This window comes from Bacillus sp. CDB3, from assembly GCF_002081505.1.
Lineage (GTDB): Bacteria > Bacillota > Bacilli > Bacillales > Bacillaceae_G > Bacillus_A > Bacillus_A cereus_AT.
The window spans coordinates 31,040-51,073 of the sequence record NZ_ALBR01000060.1; the positions used below are offsets into that span (position 1 = coordinate 31,040).

Sequence of the window (20,034 nt, forward strand, 5' to 3'; positions counted from 1 at the left end):
AATATTATAACATTTCACCCTAAATAATCCCTATTACATTTAAAAAGACGATGATTATTGCAAGTGGTGCTACAAATCGAAGTAAAAATGCCCAACAAATAAATACTTTCTTTCCGTAATTTCCACCTACAAAAAATTCTGCTTCTAACACTTTCTTTTCCATTTTGAATGATACGAAAATACTAATAAATAGCGCTCCAAGTGGCATTAATATATTACTAGATAGAAAGTCTACTGCATCAAAAATATTCTTCCCAAAAATCGTAATATCACTCCATACTCCAAATGATAAGGCAGATGGTATACCTACAAGGAAAATGCAGAAACCGATGATCCATGAAAGTTTAGCTCTTCTTTCTTGTTCACCATTTGCTAATGCTGAAACAACCGTCTCTAGCAGAGAAAATGCCGAGGTTAATGTGGCAAATGTAAATAGCGCAAGAAAAACAGTTAAGAACAATCCTCCGAATGGAATTTGGCTAAATACAGATGGCAATACAATAAATAGTAAGCCCGGCCCCTCTGTCGGCTCCATTCCTAATGAAAATACTGCTGGAAATATAGCAAGGCCTGCAAATAAAGATACGAATAAATTCAATCCAACAATCGTAACTGCTGATTTTGGTAAACTTTCTTTTTTATTTAAATACGAACTATACGTAACCATAATCGAAATCCCTATGCTAATCGCAAAGAATGATTGTCCCATTGCGAACAAAATACTTTCTGACGTAATCTTTGAGAAATCTGGTTGTAAGAAAAACTTCACACCTTTCATTGCACCATCAAGTGTTAATGAACGAATAATAAGAGCGACAAATAATACGAACAACGCCGGTAACATATATTTACTTGCTTTTTCAATGCCATTTTGTACACCTTTTGATACAACCCATATCGTAATGAACATAAAAGCGAAATGCCCCATCATAGCCCAAGCAGGATTTCCAATTGTTTCCGTAAATAATGCACCGTAATTTTGTCCTGGAGTAATAAGTTGACCCGTTACTCCTCGGAAGAAATAAATTAAAACCCATCCACCTACAACGCTATAAAACGAAAGTAATATAAAGCAAGTTCCAACGCCAAGGCGTCCAATCCAGTGCCATCCTGTATTTGGTGCGATACTTTTAAATGCCCCAACTGCTTGTTTCTGTGTACTACGTCCAATCATAAATTCAGCTATAAGTAGCGGTAATCCAATTAATACAGTAAATAATATAAAGATTAAAAAAAATGCTCCTCCCCCGCTCTTTCCAGCAATATAAGGAAACTTCCATATTGCGCCAAGTCCAATTGCTGATCCTGCTGCAGCCATTATAAATCCTAATTTCGAAGTCCATTGCTCCGTCTGTTTCATCTTATTTTCCTCCTAATTAAATCTTTTTATATAAATAAATAAATTTTATATATCTATCCGAATAAACCCTCCATTTCTTTTTCTATAAAATAAAAAATGGCTCAGCGTCTCTTTATATAAAGAGACGCTAAGCCATTTACTTAACGCGGTACCACCCTTATTGATTCCATTATGAATCCACCTTAGTAGTAATCGTTTGATTACAAACCTAATATCGAAGGTTAACCGTTAAGATTTACTAAGAATGTGATTCCGTTCCACCTTACTGCTCCTAGGCGAGTTCAGGATGTCATTTGACTATGTCACACCAACCCATAGCTCTCTGTACAAATATACGACCTTACTACTCCTATTCAACACATTTTAATATTTAGAATATATTTTCTTTTGAAATTAATATGAAGTATATCGGTTATATTTGTAACTGTCAAGGTATATATTAATTATTTTGTCGAAAAGGATTCTCATAGCTTCATATAGAAAATATTTACAAATAAAAATACAAGGAGAAAATACGTTATGTCACTTTTAAAAAATGGATGTTTTTTTATTATCCGCTCATTTTTCATCATCTTTGGTATTATTGCGATTTGTTCCTTGCCACAATTGTTTTTCGGTGCACCTCCAAGTTCAACAACATCACTAGCAATGCCGCCTACACCAACTTTACAATTGAATTTTAGTAACTATTTCGATTCAATATCAAATGTTATTTCTTCTTTGTTTCACCCTACAAGCATTACTTATAAAATTAGCAATGCTGGCACTCAATCGCCAGACCGTGATCTTTTTCCCTATTTACTAGAATCATATACCCATACATTAACTATTATGATTTGTGCTTTCCTTATTGCCGTACTCCTTTCTACAACTTTTACCATACTTACATTTTACTTTCCTAAACGCATACAATCTCTTATTCTTAAAACTTTGCACGTACTAGAATCATTGCCAGACTTATTTTTCGTCGTTTGTGTACAGTTATTTGTCATTTGGATTTATAAAAATACAAATATACTCGTTACAGTCCCTTTTTCTACTATGCAAGAAAAAACATATTTGTTACCGATATTAACATTGAGCGTTTTACCAATTATTTACTTATATAAAATTTGCCTGTTAAATTATAACGATGAACTACAAAAGGATTATATAAACGTCGCGGTCGCAAAAGGATTAAAACCGTTTTACATATTATATAAACACGTACTCATCAACGCCCTACTATCTATCTTTTATAATGCAAAATCTATTTTTTTATTTATGATTTCCAATATGATCGTACTAGAGTATTTATTTAATTCCTATGGCTTATTTAAATTTTTAATTATGCACCAAACACCAGAAATTATTACCGTAAGTATATTAATTTTAACAATTCCATTCTATCTCTCCTTTGAACTATTAAAACGCATTTTACCAGGAAGAAGGGATTTATATGCTTAAAAAGGTAATTTGTAATACACGATTTTTAATCGGTCTTTTTATTTTAGTAACCATTATTATTTCAAGTTATATTACAAAAGAGAAAGTAGACGCAGGAAAAATAAAACCTATTCCTCCTTATCAATATGTTGACGGAAAAATAACTAGTACTGCCCCAGCACCGCCATCTTTTTCTCATCCTCTCGGTGTTGATAAAGATGGCGATGATGTGTTAATTCGTACTCTTTACGATGCAAAAACACCAATTTTTTATGCAGTGATTATTAGCTTTTTCCGCATAACCTTTTCACTTATATTCGGTATTCTTCATGCATACTTTTATCGATACGTACGCTTTTTAGATATTCTATTTGAAACATTCCAATACGTCCCTACCACCTTATTAGCGATATTTTTATTATCACCAGTATTATTTGTATCTCCAGAGGATGAACAACTTTGGCTGACTTATACGCTTTCCGTTTTAATTTTTATTAGTGTACCTAATTTAGTACAACTTTTCAGCAATGAAATTCGTTTATTACTACAAAATGAATTTGTGACAAGTTCTAAAACATTAGGTGGTGGTTTTTTTCACATTTGCAAATTACATTTAAAACCCTTTCTTACGCCAAAAATTTTCATTTGGATAAATCAACAAATGCTGCAAACTTTAGTTTTATTACTGCATTTAGCACTATTTCGAACCATTTCATTTAACATTGCTGGTACACTTGTTTTACTTGGCCACAATCATCAGTTTTTAAATGTTTTGCCTTGGATAGCATTCGGCCCCGTTTTATTTTTCACTATCGCTATTTTAGCTGTATACATGATGTTATCAGGTATGCAAAATGTATTAGAAAAAGATATAAATTATATGGAGAACTCGCTTTTATTAAGTGTTTTATCAAAAGACAAAAGAGAAAGAAAGAGAAAATATTTTTCACTTTTTAAACAAAATATAAAAATGAAAGAACAGTAAAAAAGAATCTTCGCGATAATCGCGAAGATTCTTTTTTATGGTGTAAGACGTGTACAATCTCTCGGAAAAGCGCTCGCCTCTCGTACGTTTGTTAATTCTAAAAGTTTATATACAACTCTTTCTAATCCAATTCCAAAACCGCCATGCGGTGGACAACCATATCGGAATGTATTTAAATAAGATTGAAATTTCTCTGGATGTAATCCTTTTTCTTTAAAAGATGCGAGTAACATTTCATGATTATGAATACGCTGTGCCCCTGATGTTATTTCTAATCCCTTATATAATAAGTCGAATGAATCGGTAATAGATGGATTCTCTTTATTCGGCATCGTATACATCGGCCTAGCTTCTTTCGGATAATGTGTAATGAAAACTAACTCACTCTTATATGTTTCCTTCACATATTTCCCTAATAACTTTTCACCTTCTGTATCTAAATCCCCAATCGGCGATTCTTTCCGGTATTTATTTTTCAAAATATCTTGTGCTTCTAACAATGTGATTTTAGGAATTTCAGTAATGACAGGTACTTCTATTTGGAGTAGTTGTAATTCTTTTTTGCAATTTTTTGCTACTTGTTGAAACATATATCGTAAAACATCCGTTTCTAATTGCATCACTTCATGAAAATCATGAATAAATCCAATTTCTACGTCTAACGATATATATTCATTTAAATGTCGTGAAGAATTATGATGTTCCGCCCTGTAAACAGACGCAACTTCAAATACACGCTCTAGTCCCCCAGCTACCATCATTTGTTTATAAAACTGTGGTGATTGTGCTAAATAAGCTTCCTTCTGGAAATATGGAAGCTTAAAAACATTCGCGCCTCCTTCTGCCCCTTGTGAAACAATTTTCGGAGTAAATATACGTGTGAAATCGTTCTCTATCAGAAATTCACTAAAGCTCTGAGCGAGTATAGATTTCACTTTAAATATCGCCGCGATTCGCTCATGTCTTAACGATAATACCCGCTCATTCAATAATTGATCTAAGCCAACTTGTAACTTCTTTTTATTTATTTCAAATGGGAGTGATTCTGCACCATTTAGTACTTTCACTTCATGTGCAAGTACTTCAACCCCTAATTCTGTTTTCGAAGTCTCTACAATTTCACCAACTATTTGAACGACACTTTCTACATCAACTTTGTATCCAGCTAACCCGTTTTCTAATACACATTGAATAACTCCCGTTCGGTCCCTTACTAATAAAAAACTAACATTACCTAGATGACGAATTTTTTTTACCCATCCTTGTAGTAATACAACCCTTCCTACATGCTCCTTACATTCTCGTGTGAGTGAACGCTTCATTACTTGATCCATTATATTTCCCTCCATTAATTTTATTTTTATTTACGTTATTGTTATTGTTGTCGTCGTCATCATCCACGGTCACTCACCTCCTTTCAAAGAATACAAAAATCCGCCCCTATAAATAGGGACGGATTTTTCCGCGGTACCACCCAAATTGTCATAATGACCATCTTAGCCCTGATAACGGTAGGTACCGTTTGCTTTTACTAATTAACACGTTCAAAGCAACACTCACAGGTGTCTTTCCATCATGCGGTATCGCAATCTTCCCAGCAACCGATTGCTCTCTGTAGACCCTTGCATCATGTACTTTTCCTAATCATCACTTTTTATATTTACAGAGTATTCTATCTCTTTAGTTTGTAAAACGCAAGCCTTTTTTAAATATATACTGTTTTTTTTACATCCACTTTTGTACAATCTCTTCTAAAGCCATTCCACGTGAGCCTTTTAATAATACGACATCCTTTTTCGTAATAATCTTCAATACTTCCTCTGCTAACTTAGCTTTATTATTATATGACTGCACTTGCCCTGTAGCATATGTCTTCATTGCTTCTTCCGCTACTATTTCTGCCAGCTTTCCATAAGTAAACACATGTGAAATATTCTCTTGATTTAGCATTTTACCAATTTCTCTATGATACGTTTCAGCTTCCTTCCCTAACTCCAACATATCCCCAATTACTATGATTTTTTTCTGATAAACATTTAACTTCTCTAACGTTTCAATTGCAGCCTTCATTGAAGATGGACTAGCATTCCATGCATCATTAATAATCGTAAAACCTGTTTTTGCAATTGAAAATTGAAAGCGCATATGAGTAATATTTATTTGCCGCAGTGCTTCCTTTATTTCTTCTGGAGAGACATTGTAAAATTGACCTACAGCGATTCCAACAATCGTATTTAAAATATTATGTTTTCCATGTAAGGGGACATCATACTGTATTTTGGAATCATTTAATTTAAAATGAACACCATATTCATCTAATTGCACGTTTATTGGAAACAAATCATTTGTATCCTTTTCACCAAATGACTTACATTCTAGACCTAGCACATTATTATTTCGAGAAAGTAATGTCTCATCACCATTATATAAAAGCAGTCCTTCATCTTTTAATCCGTCTATAATTTCTAATTTAGCCCTCGCAATCTCTTCTCGTGATCCAAGTGTTTCTAAGTGAGACTGCCCAATCATTGTAATTATCGATACATCTGGCTGTGCTATTTGTGATAAGTTTCGAATTTGTCCTTTTTCACTCATTCCCATTTCAAGTATTAAAAACTCTGTATCTCGTTTCATTTCTAAAATCGTTAGCGGCAAACCGATTTGACTATTTAAATTCCCTTTTGTTTTATGCACACTATAAGTTGTACTTAAAATGCCTCCTATTATATCTTTTACTGTCGTCTTTCCGTTACTACCTGTAATACCGATTACTTTTACACCTAGCTCATTCCGATAAAATTGTGCCAATTGTTGCAAAGCAAACAAAGTGTCATCTACAAATATAATTGGTATCCCTTTTGGCGGAGTACCGTAAGACTTTTTCCACATGGAAGCAATAGCTCCATTATCCATTGCCTCTTTCACATAATCATGTCCATCTTTCACTCTAATGATTGGAATAAATAAATTTCCTTCTTTAATGTTTTTTGAATCTATGCAGACACCCTGTATTTCTATATGATGAAAAGATTCTTGTAATCCTTCTCCATCTACTACCTCTTCAAGTTTTTTTAAATTCATTTGAATCAAAGTATCACCTTTTTCCATTTTATTACATAAACCCCATTTCATTTACGCATATTAATAAAAATTTTGTAGCGAGGTGTTTATATGAAAAAAGCGATTAGTTTCTTTCTCCTTTTGTTATGCCTAATTGTAGTAAACGAAACGTACGCCTATTCACCAAAATCTTTACCAATCTCCCAAAACTCTGATCAATGGCAAGTGAATATTGATGAACCGAAAAAAATAAGCAAAAATATGCTTCAAGCTAAAAAAGATAAATTTCAAACATATCAATTTTCAGTAAAGAATGTCGGAGAAAATGAAGTATATAACGTACAAGTTGAAGTCTTCCGCAATGAACCAAATATGAAAACAAAATATGAACTCTTTTCCCTGAAAGAAGGTCGTCTCGCAAGTGGAAAAACTGGATTTAGACATGCTAACTTCCCTGTTTCTACAAAAGCCAATGAGGTTGACGTGATCATTACATGGCAAGAACATCCTTTCCGCTCTATGAGAAACGGTCAAAAAGTCGAGTCTAGAAAATTTAAAGAGCATTTTGTTTTTAAAGACGAAAAAAAATAAATGGAATGCGGATAAATTCACACTATCATTGATATAGCTTACTTTACTAGTACCAGTTCTTAAGCAAATTAAAAAGTCGTGGCTTATAAAAGCCACGACTTTTTATATTAATTTGTGCTAATTCCTCTCGCTGCCCAAATGCGATCAATTTCAGCCGCATGTTGTCCGCCATATAAAAGAGCATCCGCTTGCTTAATTGCTTTTGCCCCATCACGGAATTTAGCATTTGGCGTTAATGACCAATGTGATTGTAAAATAATTTTTGTTGCCACATCACGTCCAAAAGATTGCGCCATTTCGTATTGACCTTGAGCCCAAATTTCTCCATCATTATGCACTTCATTCGTTATATCTTTCGGGTATACTTTATTCATATCTAATCGGCGTAAGCACGTCGGATCTGAACTAGAATAAGCAGTCGCATCCCATTCTCCAATACATGCTTTTCCGTAACCAGTTGTCGATACTGCATCTTCATACGTAGCACCTAAGAAGTCTCCAAACCCTTCTCCCATCGCTCCACCTTCTGGTGAACTTCCGAATCCTGGTACTTGATTATCTTGAATAGAATGTCCATATTCATGCGCGATAATGCCCGCATCTTCTGCGTCATCTACACCGCCAGTACCGAAAGTTAAAGCTTTCGTTGACGGGGAATAGAATGAATTATCGTCAGTTGTACCATTTACATTTACTTTAATCGAACGATTATTAATATTTTTAAAGCCCAATCCCTGAATGTAACGCTGTAATGTATCAATATGATAATATGACATAACATCTTCAAAACTATCATTTGCACGTGTGTAATTAAATTGTAAATTTGTAGATTTCGTCTTCGCTTTTGAAGAAATCGTAACATACTCTCCAATTAAAAATCCTGTACCATCTAAACCTTTTAACGTAACAGTTTTTAATTGATTCGTTAGTGCTGTCGAATCTGCATCATTATTATCTTTTAACCCTACTTTACTACCGCTAGATACGACGGGGTTAGGTAAAAACACTTTCCCAGTCCCTTCTGCTTTTCGGTTTATATCAACCTTTTTAATTAGCTTTCCATTTTCTGCATCAATAAATGTTTCCCATGCACCGAAAGGTTTATTAGAATGGACTAAAACTTTGTATACTGGGATAGCTACTCCATCCTCAATAATATATCCGAATTCTTTCTCTGTAGGAGCCCATAGATTTTGCTCACTTTCTCCTCCAACATAAGCCATTGATTTTTGTTCCGCATCTTTTTCACTAATCTTATTCGCTATTTCTTTCACACTTTGAACTGCCTGGTAATCAGAAACAGCAAGTAATCCCTGCCCCTGTCCATTAATAGTAACTGTTATTTGTTTTGAAAATACAGGAGCACCATTGACCACTTGTTGGAATCTAACATATGAAGCTACTGGTGTTTCTGTTGTAGAAATATATTGTAAGTCTGAAAGGTCTGCCTTCAATCCATATTCCGTAGCATGTCCTTTTAAATATTCAATTGCTTTTTTCTGCGGTGAATAACCTTCAAGCTTTACTTGCTGCTGTTTTTCCAGTGCTGAAACAGTAGAAATTGTCCCCATTACTAATGGTACAGTCATTGCCATTGCCACCATTTTTTTATTAAACATAGAACCACTCCCCCTAATAAATTGAAACCTTTACCCCATTCCTATAAGGCTATTCCTGTCCACAAGTAGCGAAATAAAGTGAATCTACGAGTAATTCTATACGAGCAATTCTATTACCTTTCCATTTCGGATGAGTGAAATTTTCTCAATATTTATGTGTAAATGGAGAAAAATACTGTAGAAATATATTACTTTATTCATTTCCTAAACCCTATAATTTTTAATAGAACATCAAACACTATTAGTCGTTTTATTATTTGCTACTGCATTTTTCATTTTCAGTGTATTATTTAGCGTTTTATGGAGAAAGAAATTTTCTTGAGGCCCTATCGAATGGATTCTGCGGAAAATAACTGGTTAATTTATCTTCACACAAAAAAGGAAGTTGGAATGATTCCAACTTCCTTTTTCTTTAATTAGCCGGGCTTAATTTAATTCGGACTTTTGTCTCACCTAAAGGAAGTTCATCGTCTTCATTCGTTAAGTTATCAAATGTGAATTGCTTAACGAGTAAGTTTTCTTCCAACAAATCTTTATGATTTGCTAAAGTTTTCTGTAGTTCTTCCTCTGTATCAAGAATAACATCCACTCTTAAATTAACTGGTAAATTCAACTGCTTACGATATTCTTGGACTGCCCGAATGAATTCACGAGCCACTCCTTCTTGTAACAATTCCTCCGTTACATTCGTGTCTAACATAACTGTATATTGTCCGTTAGTCGTATTTGAGAATCCTGTTTTTGCTACTTTTTCTACTAATACATCTTCAGACGTTACAACTACTTCTTCCCCTGATGCTGCTTCATATACTGCTCTTTCAGTTGAAACAAAGCTTTGTACTTCTTCTTGTGATAATTGTTTTAACCAGCCGTTTACTGCATTCACATTTTTACCAAACTTCGGCCCTGCTGTTTTAAAATTCAACTTTAATTGATATGATGTGTACTTCGTTTCATCCAGTTCAACATGAAATGCTTTCACATTTAGCTCATCCATTACGATATCACGATAAGATTCCCAATCAATATTATTCTCTTTATTCTCAAGTAATACAAGTTCTGCTAACGGCTGTTTTACTTTTAAAGAATGCTGATTACGGTTACTTCTTCCAAGTTCAACAACTTGTAAAACTGCATCCATTTCCGCTTCTAATTTCGGCTGGATAAGTGATTCATTTACAACTGGATAATCCTCTAAATGAACGCTACGTCCTTCTAAATTCAAATGAATATCTTCAGCGACAAATGGTGTAAATGGTGCAATTAATTTACTAATCGTTACAAGCACTTCATGAAGTGTTTCATACGCCGCTGCTTTCTCAGTATTCATACCAGATTCCCAGAAACGATTGCGTGAACGTCTTACATACCAGTTACTTACTTCATCTACAAGCGTGGCAATTTCACGAGCTGCATTTGTGAATTGATAATCATCAAGTGCGGTTCTTACTTTTTTCGTTGTGCTATGCAATCTTGATAATACCCATTCATCCAATTTCGTTCGCTTTACATCATAGGTTTCATTCGGATTATACTCATCTAAATTTGCATATAAGACGTAGAAGCTATATACATTGACTAACGTATCTACAAATTTAGATTTTGCTTCCAGTACTGTTCTTTCAGAAAAACGCTTCGCATTCCACGGAGCACTGTCAACAAGTAGAGCCCATCTTAAAGCATCTGCACCAAACTGATTTACTAAATCAACTGGATCTAGTGCATTTCCTTTACTTTTAGACATTTTCTGTCCTTCTTCATCTAGAACATGCCCTAGTGATAAAACTCGTTTATATGGAACTTTTCCTGTATATAGCGCTGATACTGCCAATAAACTATAAAACCAGCCACGTGTTTGATCAATTCCTTCTGCAATAACATCTGCTGGAAACTGTTCTTCAAATAACTCTTTATTTTCAAACGGATAATGATATTGTGCAAACGGCATGGAGCCACTATCAAACCAAACATCGATTACTTCTGGTGTACGATTCATTGTACTTCCGCATTTTCCGCAGCAAACTTGCACTTCATCTACATATGGCTTATGCAATTCTAAATCTTCTGGTGTTTCTTTCGTACTATGCTTTCTTAATTCAGCAATGCTTTTCGGTGCGAATTGGTGGTCGCAACTTTCACATTCCCATACGTTTAACGGTGTTCCCCAATATCTATTCCGGCTAATATTCCAGTCCACCATGTTTTCTAAAAACTTACCAAACCGTCCGTGCTTCATATGGTCTGGATACCACGTAACAGAATCATTATTTCGTAAAAATGTTTCTTTAATCTCAGTTGTTCGGATTAACCAGCTTTCTCCTGCATAATAAAGTAATGGTGAATCACAGCGCCAGCAATGCGGATAGCTATGTTCATATTTTTCTTTATGATATAGTAACCCTTCTTTCGCTAAATAACGAACGATATCAACGTCACAATCTTTTACAAACTTACCTTTAAGAAATGGTACTGCATCCGTATACTCACCTTTCTCATCTACAACATGTAAGAACGACAATCCTTCACTTTGAACGACTCTATAATCGTCCTCCCCATATGCTGGAGCGATATGAACGAGTCCTGTGCCGCTATCTGCAGTTACAAAATCTGCTGCAATTACGTGGTACCCATTTGTAACTTCCTTCATCGGAAACGGTGCTGTATAAGATGTGTTTACTAATTCTTCGCCTTTATGAACGGATACTACTTCATAGTTTTCTTTTAATACTTCTTGTACACGCTCTTTCGCAACAATGTATACATATCCTTCTTGTTTCGCTTTAACGTATTCCATATTCGGATGTACGGCAAGTGCAACATTCGCCGGAAGTGTCCACGGTGTTGTCGTCCATCCAAGGAAATATTCATTTTCACTATCTTTTACTTTAAACTTAACCGTTGCGCTTAAATCTTTAACCGTTTTGTATCCTTGCGCAACTTCATGTGAACTAAGCGATGTTTGACAGCTTGGACAGTATGGAGAAACTCTATGTCCTTTATATAACAAACCTTTTTCATGAATCGTCCCTAAAATATTCCATACACTTTCGATATATGGATTCTCTAGAGTAACGTATGGATCATCCATATCTACCCAATATCCAATGCTCTCCGTAAATTCACGCCACTGCTTCTCATATGTGAATACACTCTCTTTACACTTTTGAATAAATGGCTCAATGCCGTACTCTTCAATCTCATGCTTACCTGAAATACCAAGTTGTTTTTCAACGCCTAATTCTACAGGTAATCCATGTGTATCCCAGCCAGCTTTTCTTAACACTTTATACCCAGCCATCGTTTTATATCTTGCTACTAAATCTTTAATTGCCCGACCAAGTGCATGGCCGACGTGTGGTAAACCGTTCGCCGTTGGTGGTCCTTCATAAAACACAAACGATTGTGCGCCTTCTCTATTCTGAATTGATTGTTCAAAAATGCCCTGTTCGTTCCACTGCTTACGAATACGTGTTTCTCTCCCTACAGCTGACTCTTTTACATCTACTTTCTTCATCTACAATCACTCCTTTGAATGTTTTAAAAGCACACAAAAAACCCGTCCCTATGAAGTAGGGACGGGTTTACCCGCGTTACCACCCTAATTCTATTAGCTTTTCACTAATAGCACTTAGCAACGTACTAACATACGCGTTCTTTGTAACGGTAGACATCCGTCCGAGCTTACTTTATTCAGCCACGGCTCCTCGGAGATGATTTTCAAATAACGTCTGCACACCGGCTTTCAGCAATACACCGGCTCTCTGGAGAACAGCTCACTATTTTACTCTTTCTCGTCTTCAGATTTGTATACTTTATTAAAAGTTATTTTATGCCATTAGGCAATTAATTGTCAACTAATTCAAAATATATTTTTATTTATATCCTTTTTATCTATTTCTATACAATTACTTTTCAAATTCTCGTAATCCCGCTAAATCTTCATCTTCCTCTGCAAGTTCAGCAAAGAATCCCGTCTCATCTTCACGAAGCACAATTTCAAGTTCTTCTTTCGCCTCTTCATTTCTGTTTAATAATGCTAAGTAGCAAGCATGATCGTATCTTGCTAACAAGTGTGTAGCATCAATTTCTAATATATCACTTGTTATTTTTTCTGCTTTGGCAGTTCGCCCAGTTCTATGATACGAAGATGCTAAAGCAATAAGAATTGCCGTTTCATTTGGATGATGTACAGAAGCATCTTCTAATAAATGAATTGCATCCTCAAACCTCTCTTGACTTTGGTATATTTCTGCTAAAGTAAGGAACCCTCTACTTACAAACGATGTTTTCTCCGTTAATTGTAAGCATATTTTTTCTGCTTTTCTTTCTTCCCCAGCTTTCAAGAATACTTGCGCTTGTAAAAGAAGCGTATCATAATCATCCGGTAGCTCTCGAACCATTTGTTTCGTTAATTCCAACGCATCTCGTAACATGCCTTCTTCTTCACACTCAATGAAAAGATTTACAAGTTGCTTCGCTACATCATAATCCCATTTATTTTCTAGCGACGTTTGCAATACTTCTATTGCTTCTTTATTCATTGCCGCATTCTCGTAAAATAGTGCAAATCGCTGCGCTGCCATACTATTTTTCGGGTTTAATTTTAACGAGATTTCATATAAATCAATGATTGTAGTAATCATTGAAATTTCTTTCGCGCGATTTTTCATACGATAAAAAGCTCTCGTAAATATAGATTTTTTCGGCTGTTCATTTTGTTGACGTTCAATCCATCTTTCTGTAACCGCAGCTGCTGCATACATGAATGCCATACTTCTATCCGATTTTTTCACCTTTAATGTATGAAGAGAATCTCTTATGTGAGACAATTTTTTATGTTGTTCTACTGCTTTTACATATACATCAAATATACGTTCACTATCCATATTCTTTTGGATTACTTTCAGTGCAACCTCAATTGCTTTTACATCTCTTTTTTTCACTAATACTTTTGCATAATGATATAGAACTTCTGTATGTCCCTCATCTAATTGTAGTGCTTCTTCAATTCGTACCTTTTCTTTATCTATTTCATTCATCGCTCCATACACATATGCAATCGCATCTAAGCGCCATATTTCAGGTACTTCGTCCGCTAGCTGTTCTAATTCCTTTAGCAACTCTTCCTGAAGATTTATTTCTACTGAAAGCTGTGCCAAATATTCCATATTTATATGCAATGGCTCTTCTTTCATCGCCTGAACCATATGACTTTGTTCTTTTAAACGATTTTCTTCTTTTTCATATATTTCTGCTAGTTGCAAATGTACACCCGGGAAGTTTTCATCAAGCTCTAAACATGTTTCATACGCTTGCTTTGCTTCTGTCAATTGTCCTAATGCCATAAGTGTTTCGCCAATTCGGTAATATGGCAATGTCGTTTTCTTTTGTTCGAGTGCCTTGTTGTAGCTCTTCATTGCCTGATCATATTGTCCAATAGATTCATATAAAATACCAGCATAACAACCGTATTCAATTACTTCCGTTTTTCTTTTGTAACGTTCTTAAAAACGCTATGCCTCGTTGCACGAAAGCTGTTTCCTTTATTCTATTTACATACTCTTCTAATACGTTCTCTATATTACTGTATAACTTTCGTATACCGTCCTCTAATTTAGAAAGTGCTGTTTTCAACTCAGCTTCATTCCCGCCTAACGCAATTTCAGCATCCCACAGCACCATACCAGCATTCATAAGGAAATCTTGATTGTCCTCAAATTGCTTATTGATACTAACAATATAATTTTTTGCATCCTCATATTGTTCCTTTGCCATGTATACTTGAATTAAACCAAAATGAGAATATACATCTTCATTATTTTCTTCTAAAGAGCGCTTATATATAGTTTCTGCTTCTTCAAGTTCATCATTTTGAAAATAAAAATCTCCTAAACGAACATATAAAGACGCCTGATCTTCACAATTTCGAATTCCTTGTAATAAAATTTCCTTCGTACTTTTCTCATCATCCAAATCTGATTCATAGATTTCCGAAAGCTTCGTATATAAATAAGCTGCTGTTTTATCTAACTGAATTGCTACTTTAAGTCCTTTTACCGCTAAATACACTTTTCCTAAATGTTGAGCACATCTTGCACGTTCATACCAAATGTGTGCTTCATACTTATATTCTTTTAATAAATCATTAAAGAATCCATATGCTTCTTCATACCGTTCTAAATCTATTAAAATTAAACCGTGATTTACAAGTGTAAACCTTTCTGGGCTACGTTCTATAGCTGTTAGAGAATACTCTATCCCCTTTTCGGATTGATCCATATACATGTATGATAATGCTAAGAAACTCCACGCAACTGGTTGGTCTGCATCCAGTTGTAATGACGAACGAAAACTAGCAATCGCTTCTGCATAATTATCTTGCTCAAAAGAATACCGCCCATTTATAAAATGATACAACGCTTGATTGCTTTTCTTCTCCACACTTTGAAGCATATGTCCTGCTTTTTCCATATCTTGCAGACGAATAAAACACTGTGCACTATGCAATTTCACAAAGTCAGAGCTCGGAAACTTTTCCATTAATTTTTCTATACAAAACTGAATAAACTCTTTATCTACTTCCGCATCTAAATGTTTAATCGTATATAACCAAGTGTTTGGATTTTCACTTGTTTCTTTTAAAAATAGTACTAACTTTTCAATTCCCTCTTTATCTTGCTCAGCTAAATGATCAGTTAGAGAAAAAATTGATTTATAATAATTATGTTCTTCCTCATCCAAAAATGAAAGTTGTTCCATTCTATCTTTTGGTGTAAACGTAATAGCTAAACAATCTGTATAACGATATTTTTCTTGCAACTTATCATATTCCACAAGAATCGGTTCTAAGAAATTCGGATCTTGAATATAAAAAGCTTGCAGCACGTCGTCATAACCAGAAAGTACTTGTACATGGGAAGCGTGCTCAATATCTATACTTAATAAAACAGGAATACCTTGATCAAGTAATCTCTTATAATTTTCCACATTCCCTTGAAAATAACGATATTCGTAACCTTGCTCCTCTATATATGTAACTGTATCTGAAAACTTAGAACCTGTTACATCAAAAATATGTTGTGCTATTTCATCTTGCGTACGTTTTTCTCCCCATATCCCTAACATCATTTCTAAACTTGTCGGAACGCAATAGTTATCCTTTTGTACAACCGGAACTATTGGTAAACGAACCTTTTTTCCATCAGGATTTTTTTCTATATGATGATATAGAGAATTTTTCAAACTCTTTTCACTTTTCAATAGTGCTTGCAAATCATGCATATTATTTATTTTATAAAATGCTTCTGCACGTAAATGTATAAAATAAGTTGTATATGCATGATGCGGAAGCATGTGATTGATTTTATCTATTACCGCTAACATTTCTTCATAGCGCTCTAAATCTAATAAATATTTTACTTTTTCAAAATAGAAATATGGTACTTGAGAGAACTTTGCAATCGCATCATTTATAAGTTGTAATGCTCGCTGCTGTTCACCTTTATATGCATATAATTGCGCCAATAAGTACGTAGCTAGCTCTTCACAATCTTTATGTTGCTGACCGGCTAAAAGTTGTTCCTCTGCCTTCTCCCACTCACCAGTCTGTATATATAAGTAACCCCATTTATCAAAAACTGCACGTGTACTATACTTTTCCGCCTTTTGCATGTAGGCATAGGCCTCTTCATTTCGCTTCATATCTAACAAACATCTAACTAACGTAAAATATGCTTTCGTTAAAACGTCCGCATCAGTTTCCTCTTCATTTACCTCTTCCAAAGAATCTTTTAATAATTGTTCCGCATCAAGGATTTTACGCTCATCAATTAACTCATCACAATATAAAGAGAGCGTTCTCATATTTGGGAATTTTTTATAAGTATAACGAATTAAAAAGGAGCTATATTGATGCATCAAACCTTCATCAGCAAGGCGAATTAATGTATCGAACTCTGTAAATGATGAAACGTTAGAAAGCCAGGTCTTCACGTATGATAACTTATTCGTTTCTTTTATATGTGCAATTTCATTATTTATCTCCTGTAATCCATCTACAAATCTCTTTTCTTTCAAACAAATCTCTAATTGCTTAAAATCTAGCATGCATTCACCTCAAATTATTATTTATACTGCCATTTGCAAGCAGTATTCTAACCTACTTGCTTAGATTTTACACATCATATAGTATGCATTCAACTAAAACCTCATATAATGAACGATATTATTTAATATTATTCAAGTTTTTAACTAAATATCTTAAAAACGATACTTTTTCTCGTTATTTTGTTTAATTTGATGAAATAATGTATAATCTTATTCTGGTAAATGAAATTATACAGACGATAATTGATATATATATCAATCGAATCTTTTATTATATCGGCGATTCTTAAAATATATCAGCGATTCAACAAGGTATATTGATTCACTCATCAAACTTTAAATCTACAAAAACACCGTAATGATCACTTGGAAATACGTGTGATGAAGTTAATGCTGAATCTCCAAATACAGCTACATTTTCTATATTTAGAGATTCAAACGAATCATTTTCTTGTATCAATATCCAATCATATCGTTCTTCTTTCTTTACATCCCCTATTAAATTTGTATTCTTTCCATAATCTAAAGTTGGCTGAGCCAAGGTGCAATCATGTTCTTCTTTAAACTGAGCTACATCTATCCATTGGTTATCTACTAAGTATTGATGAACACTCGAATTAGGATTGGCATTAAAATCACCACAAAGTACTTCATATGTACTAGTTTTACTTTTACTCTTAATCCAATTATGTACTGTGCTAATTTGTTCTTGCCTTATCATAATTGACTTCCAATTCAAATGAACATTTGTTATTCCAAGTTTATAATCTCTATATTTAAATGTAATTCTAATGGCACAATAATTAGCTTCCTTTGCATCAGTTTCCCAAATAGCCTCTTCCATTAATATAGGAACCTTACTTAAAAAAGCTAATCCTTCATCTGGAGAATCTGGATATTCTTTAAATATACAAAATGGATAATTTACTTGCTCCGCAATATATTGTGCAACATTTGTCTTCTTTCCTTTATTATTAATACAACTCCGAACTTCTTGAATTGCTAATATATGAGGAGCAATATTTTGGACTTCTTCACAAATAGCCTCTAACCTTTCAGGCCACAATGTTTCATGATTCCAAATATTAAAAGTAGCAATTTTCATTATATCGCTACTTTTTAACATTGTATTTCACCAAATGTAATTTTCATATTCGGAGCATATACTAAAGATGAATGCATATGAAATGCTTTAAAAAACCGTAGTTCCGCTTCATATTGAGCTAACGCTTCATCATATGTTAATCCTCTTACCATTAAACGTTCTATAAATTGCTGTTTATCACCTGGATTGCCCGCAATTCCCTCTTCTTTTAATGAATGATACAAACTATGTTTATCATTATGATGCATATTAGAATCTAAAAAGTTCACTTTATCACTTACTCTGCACTCGATATTTTTCACACCTAATTCACTTAAATACATCGGTATTTTCATACCGATATTGCCATCTTTACCGGTTCTCTGTGTGTCCCTTTCAAATAACTTCTGCAAAACACCTAGCTGGATAATTTCCGATTGATTCTCTCCATCTAATACGTAAGAAGACATATTTGACATCCAATGTGGTTCAAAACAGATTATTTTACCACCTTCCTTAATTGAATGTATCATTTTCTCTAGCATCGTTTTTGGGGAACTCATATGTAATAAGAAAGCATGACAGATTGCGATATCGTATTTATTTTTCAATTCAATTTCTGTAGCATTTCCCTCAAGAAACTCTGATTCATATGGAAGCGAACGAAACAACTCTCTCGCTTCAGCTATTAATGCTTCCCCGCTATCAATGCCTGTATACTTTGATCCATTTGGAAGCAACGGCAACAAAACTAATCCTAAATAACCATATCCACAACCATAATCAACAATATGTACCGGTTCAGTAATCTTCCAAACTGTATTTACTAAAAAACTTAAATAATCGTCATTGTAATATAAATCTCTCGTATTTTTTAAATATGTTAGTTTACTGTTCCAATCATACTCTTCCAAAACCCACGCCTCCTTTTATATATAAAACTATAGTTCTCTATTTAATAAATGTATTCCTATGTTTCTAAAAATTTTGGAGATGTTGAGTTCTAATTAAAACGTTAATTTGTACATGTTCTTTACTCTCCACCTATTTGACAAACTAATTTTGAAAAAATAAAAAGGATTACATACCTGAAACGATATATAATCCTTTTCATAATAATATTGGAATAAACAGAAGTTTAGTTAGTACAATCACAATCTGAGCAATCGGTACACTCTATTACGTCACAATCTAAATTTCTCTTTTTTTTGCTTCTTTTTAAATAAAAATATAGTAGCACCATAAATAATACGCAAATAACAAAAGCTATTGTGGCTTCTACATATTTTTCATGAATGATAAAACCAATTCCACTTCCACCTGATATAAAAATTAGAATTATGTAAATCCAGAACATGTAAGTAGCTACCTCCGTTGATATGTGGTTTAAGATGTAATCCATATAATACTAGATGCAATAAATAGTCCCATACCATTACCGCTTAATAAACCGGTAGTTACTCTTAGCAAATTTGTGCTGCTTCGCCATTTCCACTTTTGGGTGAATCCATCAATTAATAATGGAATTTGAGCAAAAAAGGATAGCATTAATGAGAGACTAAACGAAGGTGTTATTAAAAAGTAAATTGGAAACATACAGAAACCAATTAACATACCCGTGCATCGAGCACATAAAGGCATGTATTTTTGTAGTTTAAGAAAACTCCTTTCCGGTAGTCTATGACAAGGAATATGTAAAATGAAACCTCGAATCAATACGGACCATCCTCTCTACAAATATTTTAATTGATTTCGCAACAAAATTATAGAGTTCTTACACTTCACAGCGTATAACTCTATATAG

At 34.0% G+C, this 20,034-nt stretch carries 12 protein-coding genes, 1 pseudogene and 3 other annotated features; of the genes and pseudogenes, 3 read left to right on the forward strand and 10 right to left on the reverse strand.

Annotated features, from left to right (window positions below; all coding sequences use genetic code 11):
- Window positions 1–19 precede the first annotated feature (19 nt).
- Entirely contained in the window at window positions 20–1,360 is a 1,341-nt protein-coding gene (locus CDB3_RS13400; protein WP_128854831.1) for a sodium-dependent transporter, read from the reverse strand.
- Window positions 1,361–1,477: 117 nt separating this feature from the next.
- Window positions 1,478–1,726: a binding site (T-box leader), on the reverse strand.
- Between the two features lie 153 nt (window positions 1,727–1,879).
- Between CDB3_RS13400 and CDB3_RS13405 the strand changes: the two genes are divergently transcribed.
- Window positions 1,880–2,806 (forward strand): ABC transporter permease subunit, encoded by a 927-nt coding sequence (locus CDB3_RS13405; RefSeq protein ID WP_128854832.1) that lies wholly within the window; start codon window positions 1,880–1,882, stop codon window positions 2,804–2,806.
- The gene (locus tag CDB3_RS13410) at window positions 2,799–3,770 is read left to right on the forward strand and encodes a peptide ABC transporter permease (protein WP_128854833.1); all 972 of its coding nucleotides are present in this window, start codon (window positions 2,799–2,801) and stop codon (window positions 3,768–3,770) included. The genes CDB3_RS13405 and CDB3_RS13410 overlap by 8 nt, the downstream gene beginning before the upstream one ends.
- Before the next feature lie 35 nt (window positions 3,771–3,805).
- On the opposite strand, the gene aspS is transcribed toward CDB3_RS13410, so the two are convergent.
- A complete protein-coding gene (gene aspS / locus CDB3_RS13415; protein ID WP_128854834.1) occupies window positions 3,806–5,104 on the reverse strand; it encodes an aspartate--tRNA(Asn) ligase in 1,299 nt (432 codons plus the stop codon).
- A gap of 111 nt (window positions 5,105–5,215) precedes the next feature.
- Window positions 5,216–5,427, reverse strand: a binding site (T-box leader).
- Window positions 5,428–5,495: 68 nt separating this feature from the next.
- Complete coding sequence (locus CDB3_RS13420; RefSeq protein ID WP_128854953.1) at window positions 5,496–6,878, reverse strand: UDP-N-acetylmuramoyl-tripeptide--D-alanyl-D-alanine ligase; 1,383 nt, start codon at window positions 6,876–6,878, stop codon at window positions 5,496–5,498.
- 63 nt (window positions 6,879–6,941) lie between these two features.
- On the opposite strand from CDB3_RS13420, the gene CDB3_RS13425 reads away from it, so the two are divergent.
- Window positions 6,942–7,421 (forward strand): hypothetical protein, encoded by a 480-nt coding sequence (locus CDB3_RS13425; protein WP_128854835.1) that lies wholly within the window; start codon window positions 6,942–6,944, stop codon window positions 7,419–7,421.
- Window positions 7,422–7,528: 107 nt separating this feature from the next.
- Here CDB3_RS13425 and CDB3_RS13430 read toward each other — a convergent pair whose 3' ends face one another.
- The 7 genes and pseudogenes from CDB3_RS13430 to CDB3_RS13460 form a co-directional block, all read right to left on the reverse strand.
- Window positions 7,529–9,040 carry a M36 family metallopeptidase gene (locus CDB3_RS13430; protein WP_128854836.1) on the reverse strand — a complete coding sequence of 504 codons (1,512 nt, stop codon included), beginning with the start codon at window positions 9,038–9,040 and terminating at the stop codon, window positions 7,529–7,531.
- 412 nt (window positions 9,041–9,452) lie between these two features.
- Entirely contained in the window at window positions 9,453–12,554 is a 3,102-nt protein-coding gene (gene ileS / locus CDB3_RS13435) for an isoleucine--tRNA ligase (RefSeq protein ID WP_128854837.1), read from the reverse strand.
- Between the two features lie 54 nt (window positions 12,555–12,608).
- Window positions 12,609–12,847, reverse strand: a binding site (T-box leader).
- 98 nt (window positions 12,848–12,945) lie between these two features.
- Window positions 12,946–17,146, reverse strand: a pseudogene (locus CDB3_RS13440) (tetratricopeptide repeat protein).
- 322 nt (window positions 17,147–17,468) lie between these two features.
- Window positions 17,469–18,272, reverse strand: coding sequence for an endonuclease/exonuclease/phosphatase family protein (locus CDB3_RS13445; protein WP_179139699.1), 804 nt, complete (start codon window positions 18,270–18,272; stop codon window positions 17,469–17,471).
- Window positions 18,266–19,144: a class I SAM-dependent methyltransferase gene (locus CDB3_RS13450; RefSeq protein ID WP_128854838.1), complete on the reverse strand. Its 879-nt coding sequence runs from the start codon at window positions 19,142–19,144 to the stop codon at window positions 18,266–18,268. Before CDB3_RS13450 ends, CDB3_RS13445 begins: the two co-directional genes overlap by 7 nt.
- Window positions 19,145–19,368: 224 nt before the next feature.
- Window positions 19,369–19,587, reverse strand: a complete 219-nt coding sequence (locus CDB3_RS13455) for a hypothetical protein (protein ID WP_128854839.1) — start codon at window positions 19,585–19,587, stop codon at window positions 19,369–19,371.
- A gap of 29 nt (window positions 19,588–19,616) precedes the next feature.
- The gene (locus tag CDB3_RS13460; RefSeq protein WP_128854840.1) at window positions 19,617–19,946 is read right to left on the reverse strand and encodes a DUF2085 domain-containing protein; all 330 of its coding nucleotides are present in this window, start codon (window positions 19,944–19,946) and stop codon (window positions 19,617–19,619) included.
- Window positions 19,947–20,034: the final 88 nt, after the last annotated feature.

Bases quoted from the DNA above. Each gene is read 5' to 3' on its own strand.
- CDB3_RS13400 (WP_128854831.1), bottom strand. From the start codon at position 1,360: ATGAAACAGACGGAGCAATGGACTTCGAAATTAGGATTTATAATGGCT.
- CDB3_RS13405 (WP_128854832.1), top strand. From the start codon at position 1,880: ATGTCACTTTTAAAAAATGGATGTTTTTTTATTATCCGCTCATTTTTC.
- CDB3_RS13410 (WP_128854833.1), top strand. From the start codon at position 2,799: ATGCTTAAAAAGGTAATTTGTAATACACGATTTTTAATCGGTCTTTTT.
- aspS (WP_128854834.1), bottom strand. From the start codon at position 5,104: ATGGATCAAGTAATGAAGCGTTCACTCACACGAGAATGTAAGGAGCAT.
- CDB3_RS13420 (WP_128854953.1), bottom strand. From the start codon at position 6,878: ATGGAAAAAGGTGATACTTTGATTCAAATGAATTTAAAAAAACTTGAA.
- CDB3_RS13425 (WP_128854835.1), top strand. From the start codon at position 6,942: ATGAAAAAAGCGATTAGTTTCTTTCTCCTTTTGTTATGCCTAATTGTA.
- CDB3_RS13430 (WP_128854836.1), bottom strand. From the start codon at position 9,040: ATGTTTAATAAAAAAATGGTGGCAATGGCAATGACTGTACCATTAGTA.
- ileS (WP_128854837.1), bottom strand. From the start codon at position 12,554: ATGAAGAAAGTAGATGTAAAAGAGTCAGCTGTAGGGAGAGAAACACGT.
- CDB3_RS13445 (WP_179139699.1), bottom strand. From the start codon at position 18,272: ATGTTAAAAAGTAGCGATATAATGAAAATTGCTACTTTTAATATTTGG.
- CDB3_RS13455 (WP_128854839.1), bottom strand. From the start codon at position 19,587: ATGTTCTGGATTTACATAATTCTAATTTTTATATCAGGTGGAAGTGGA.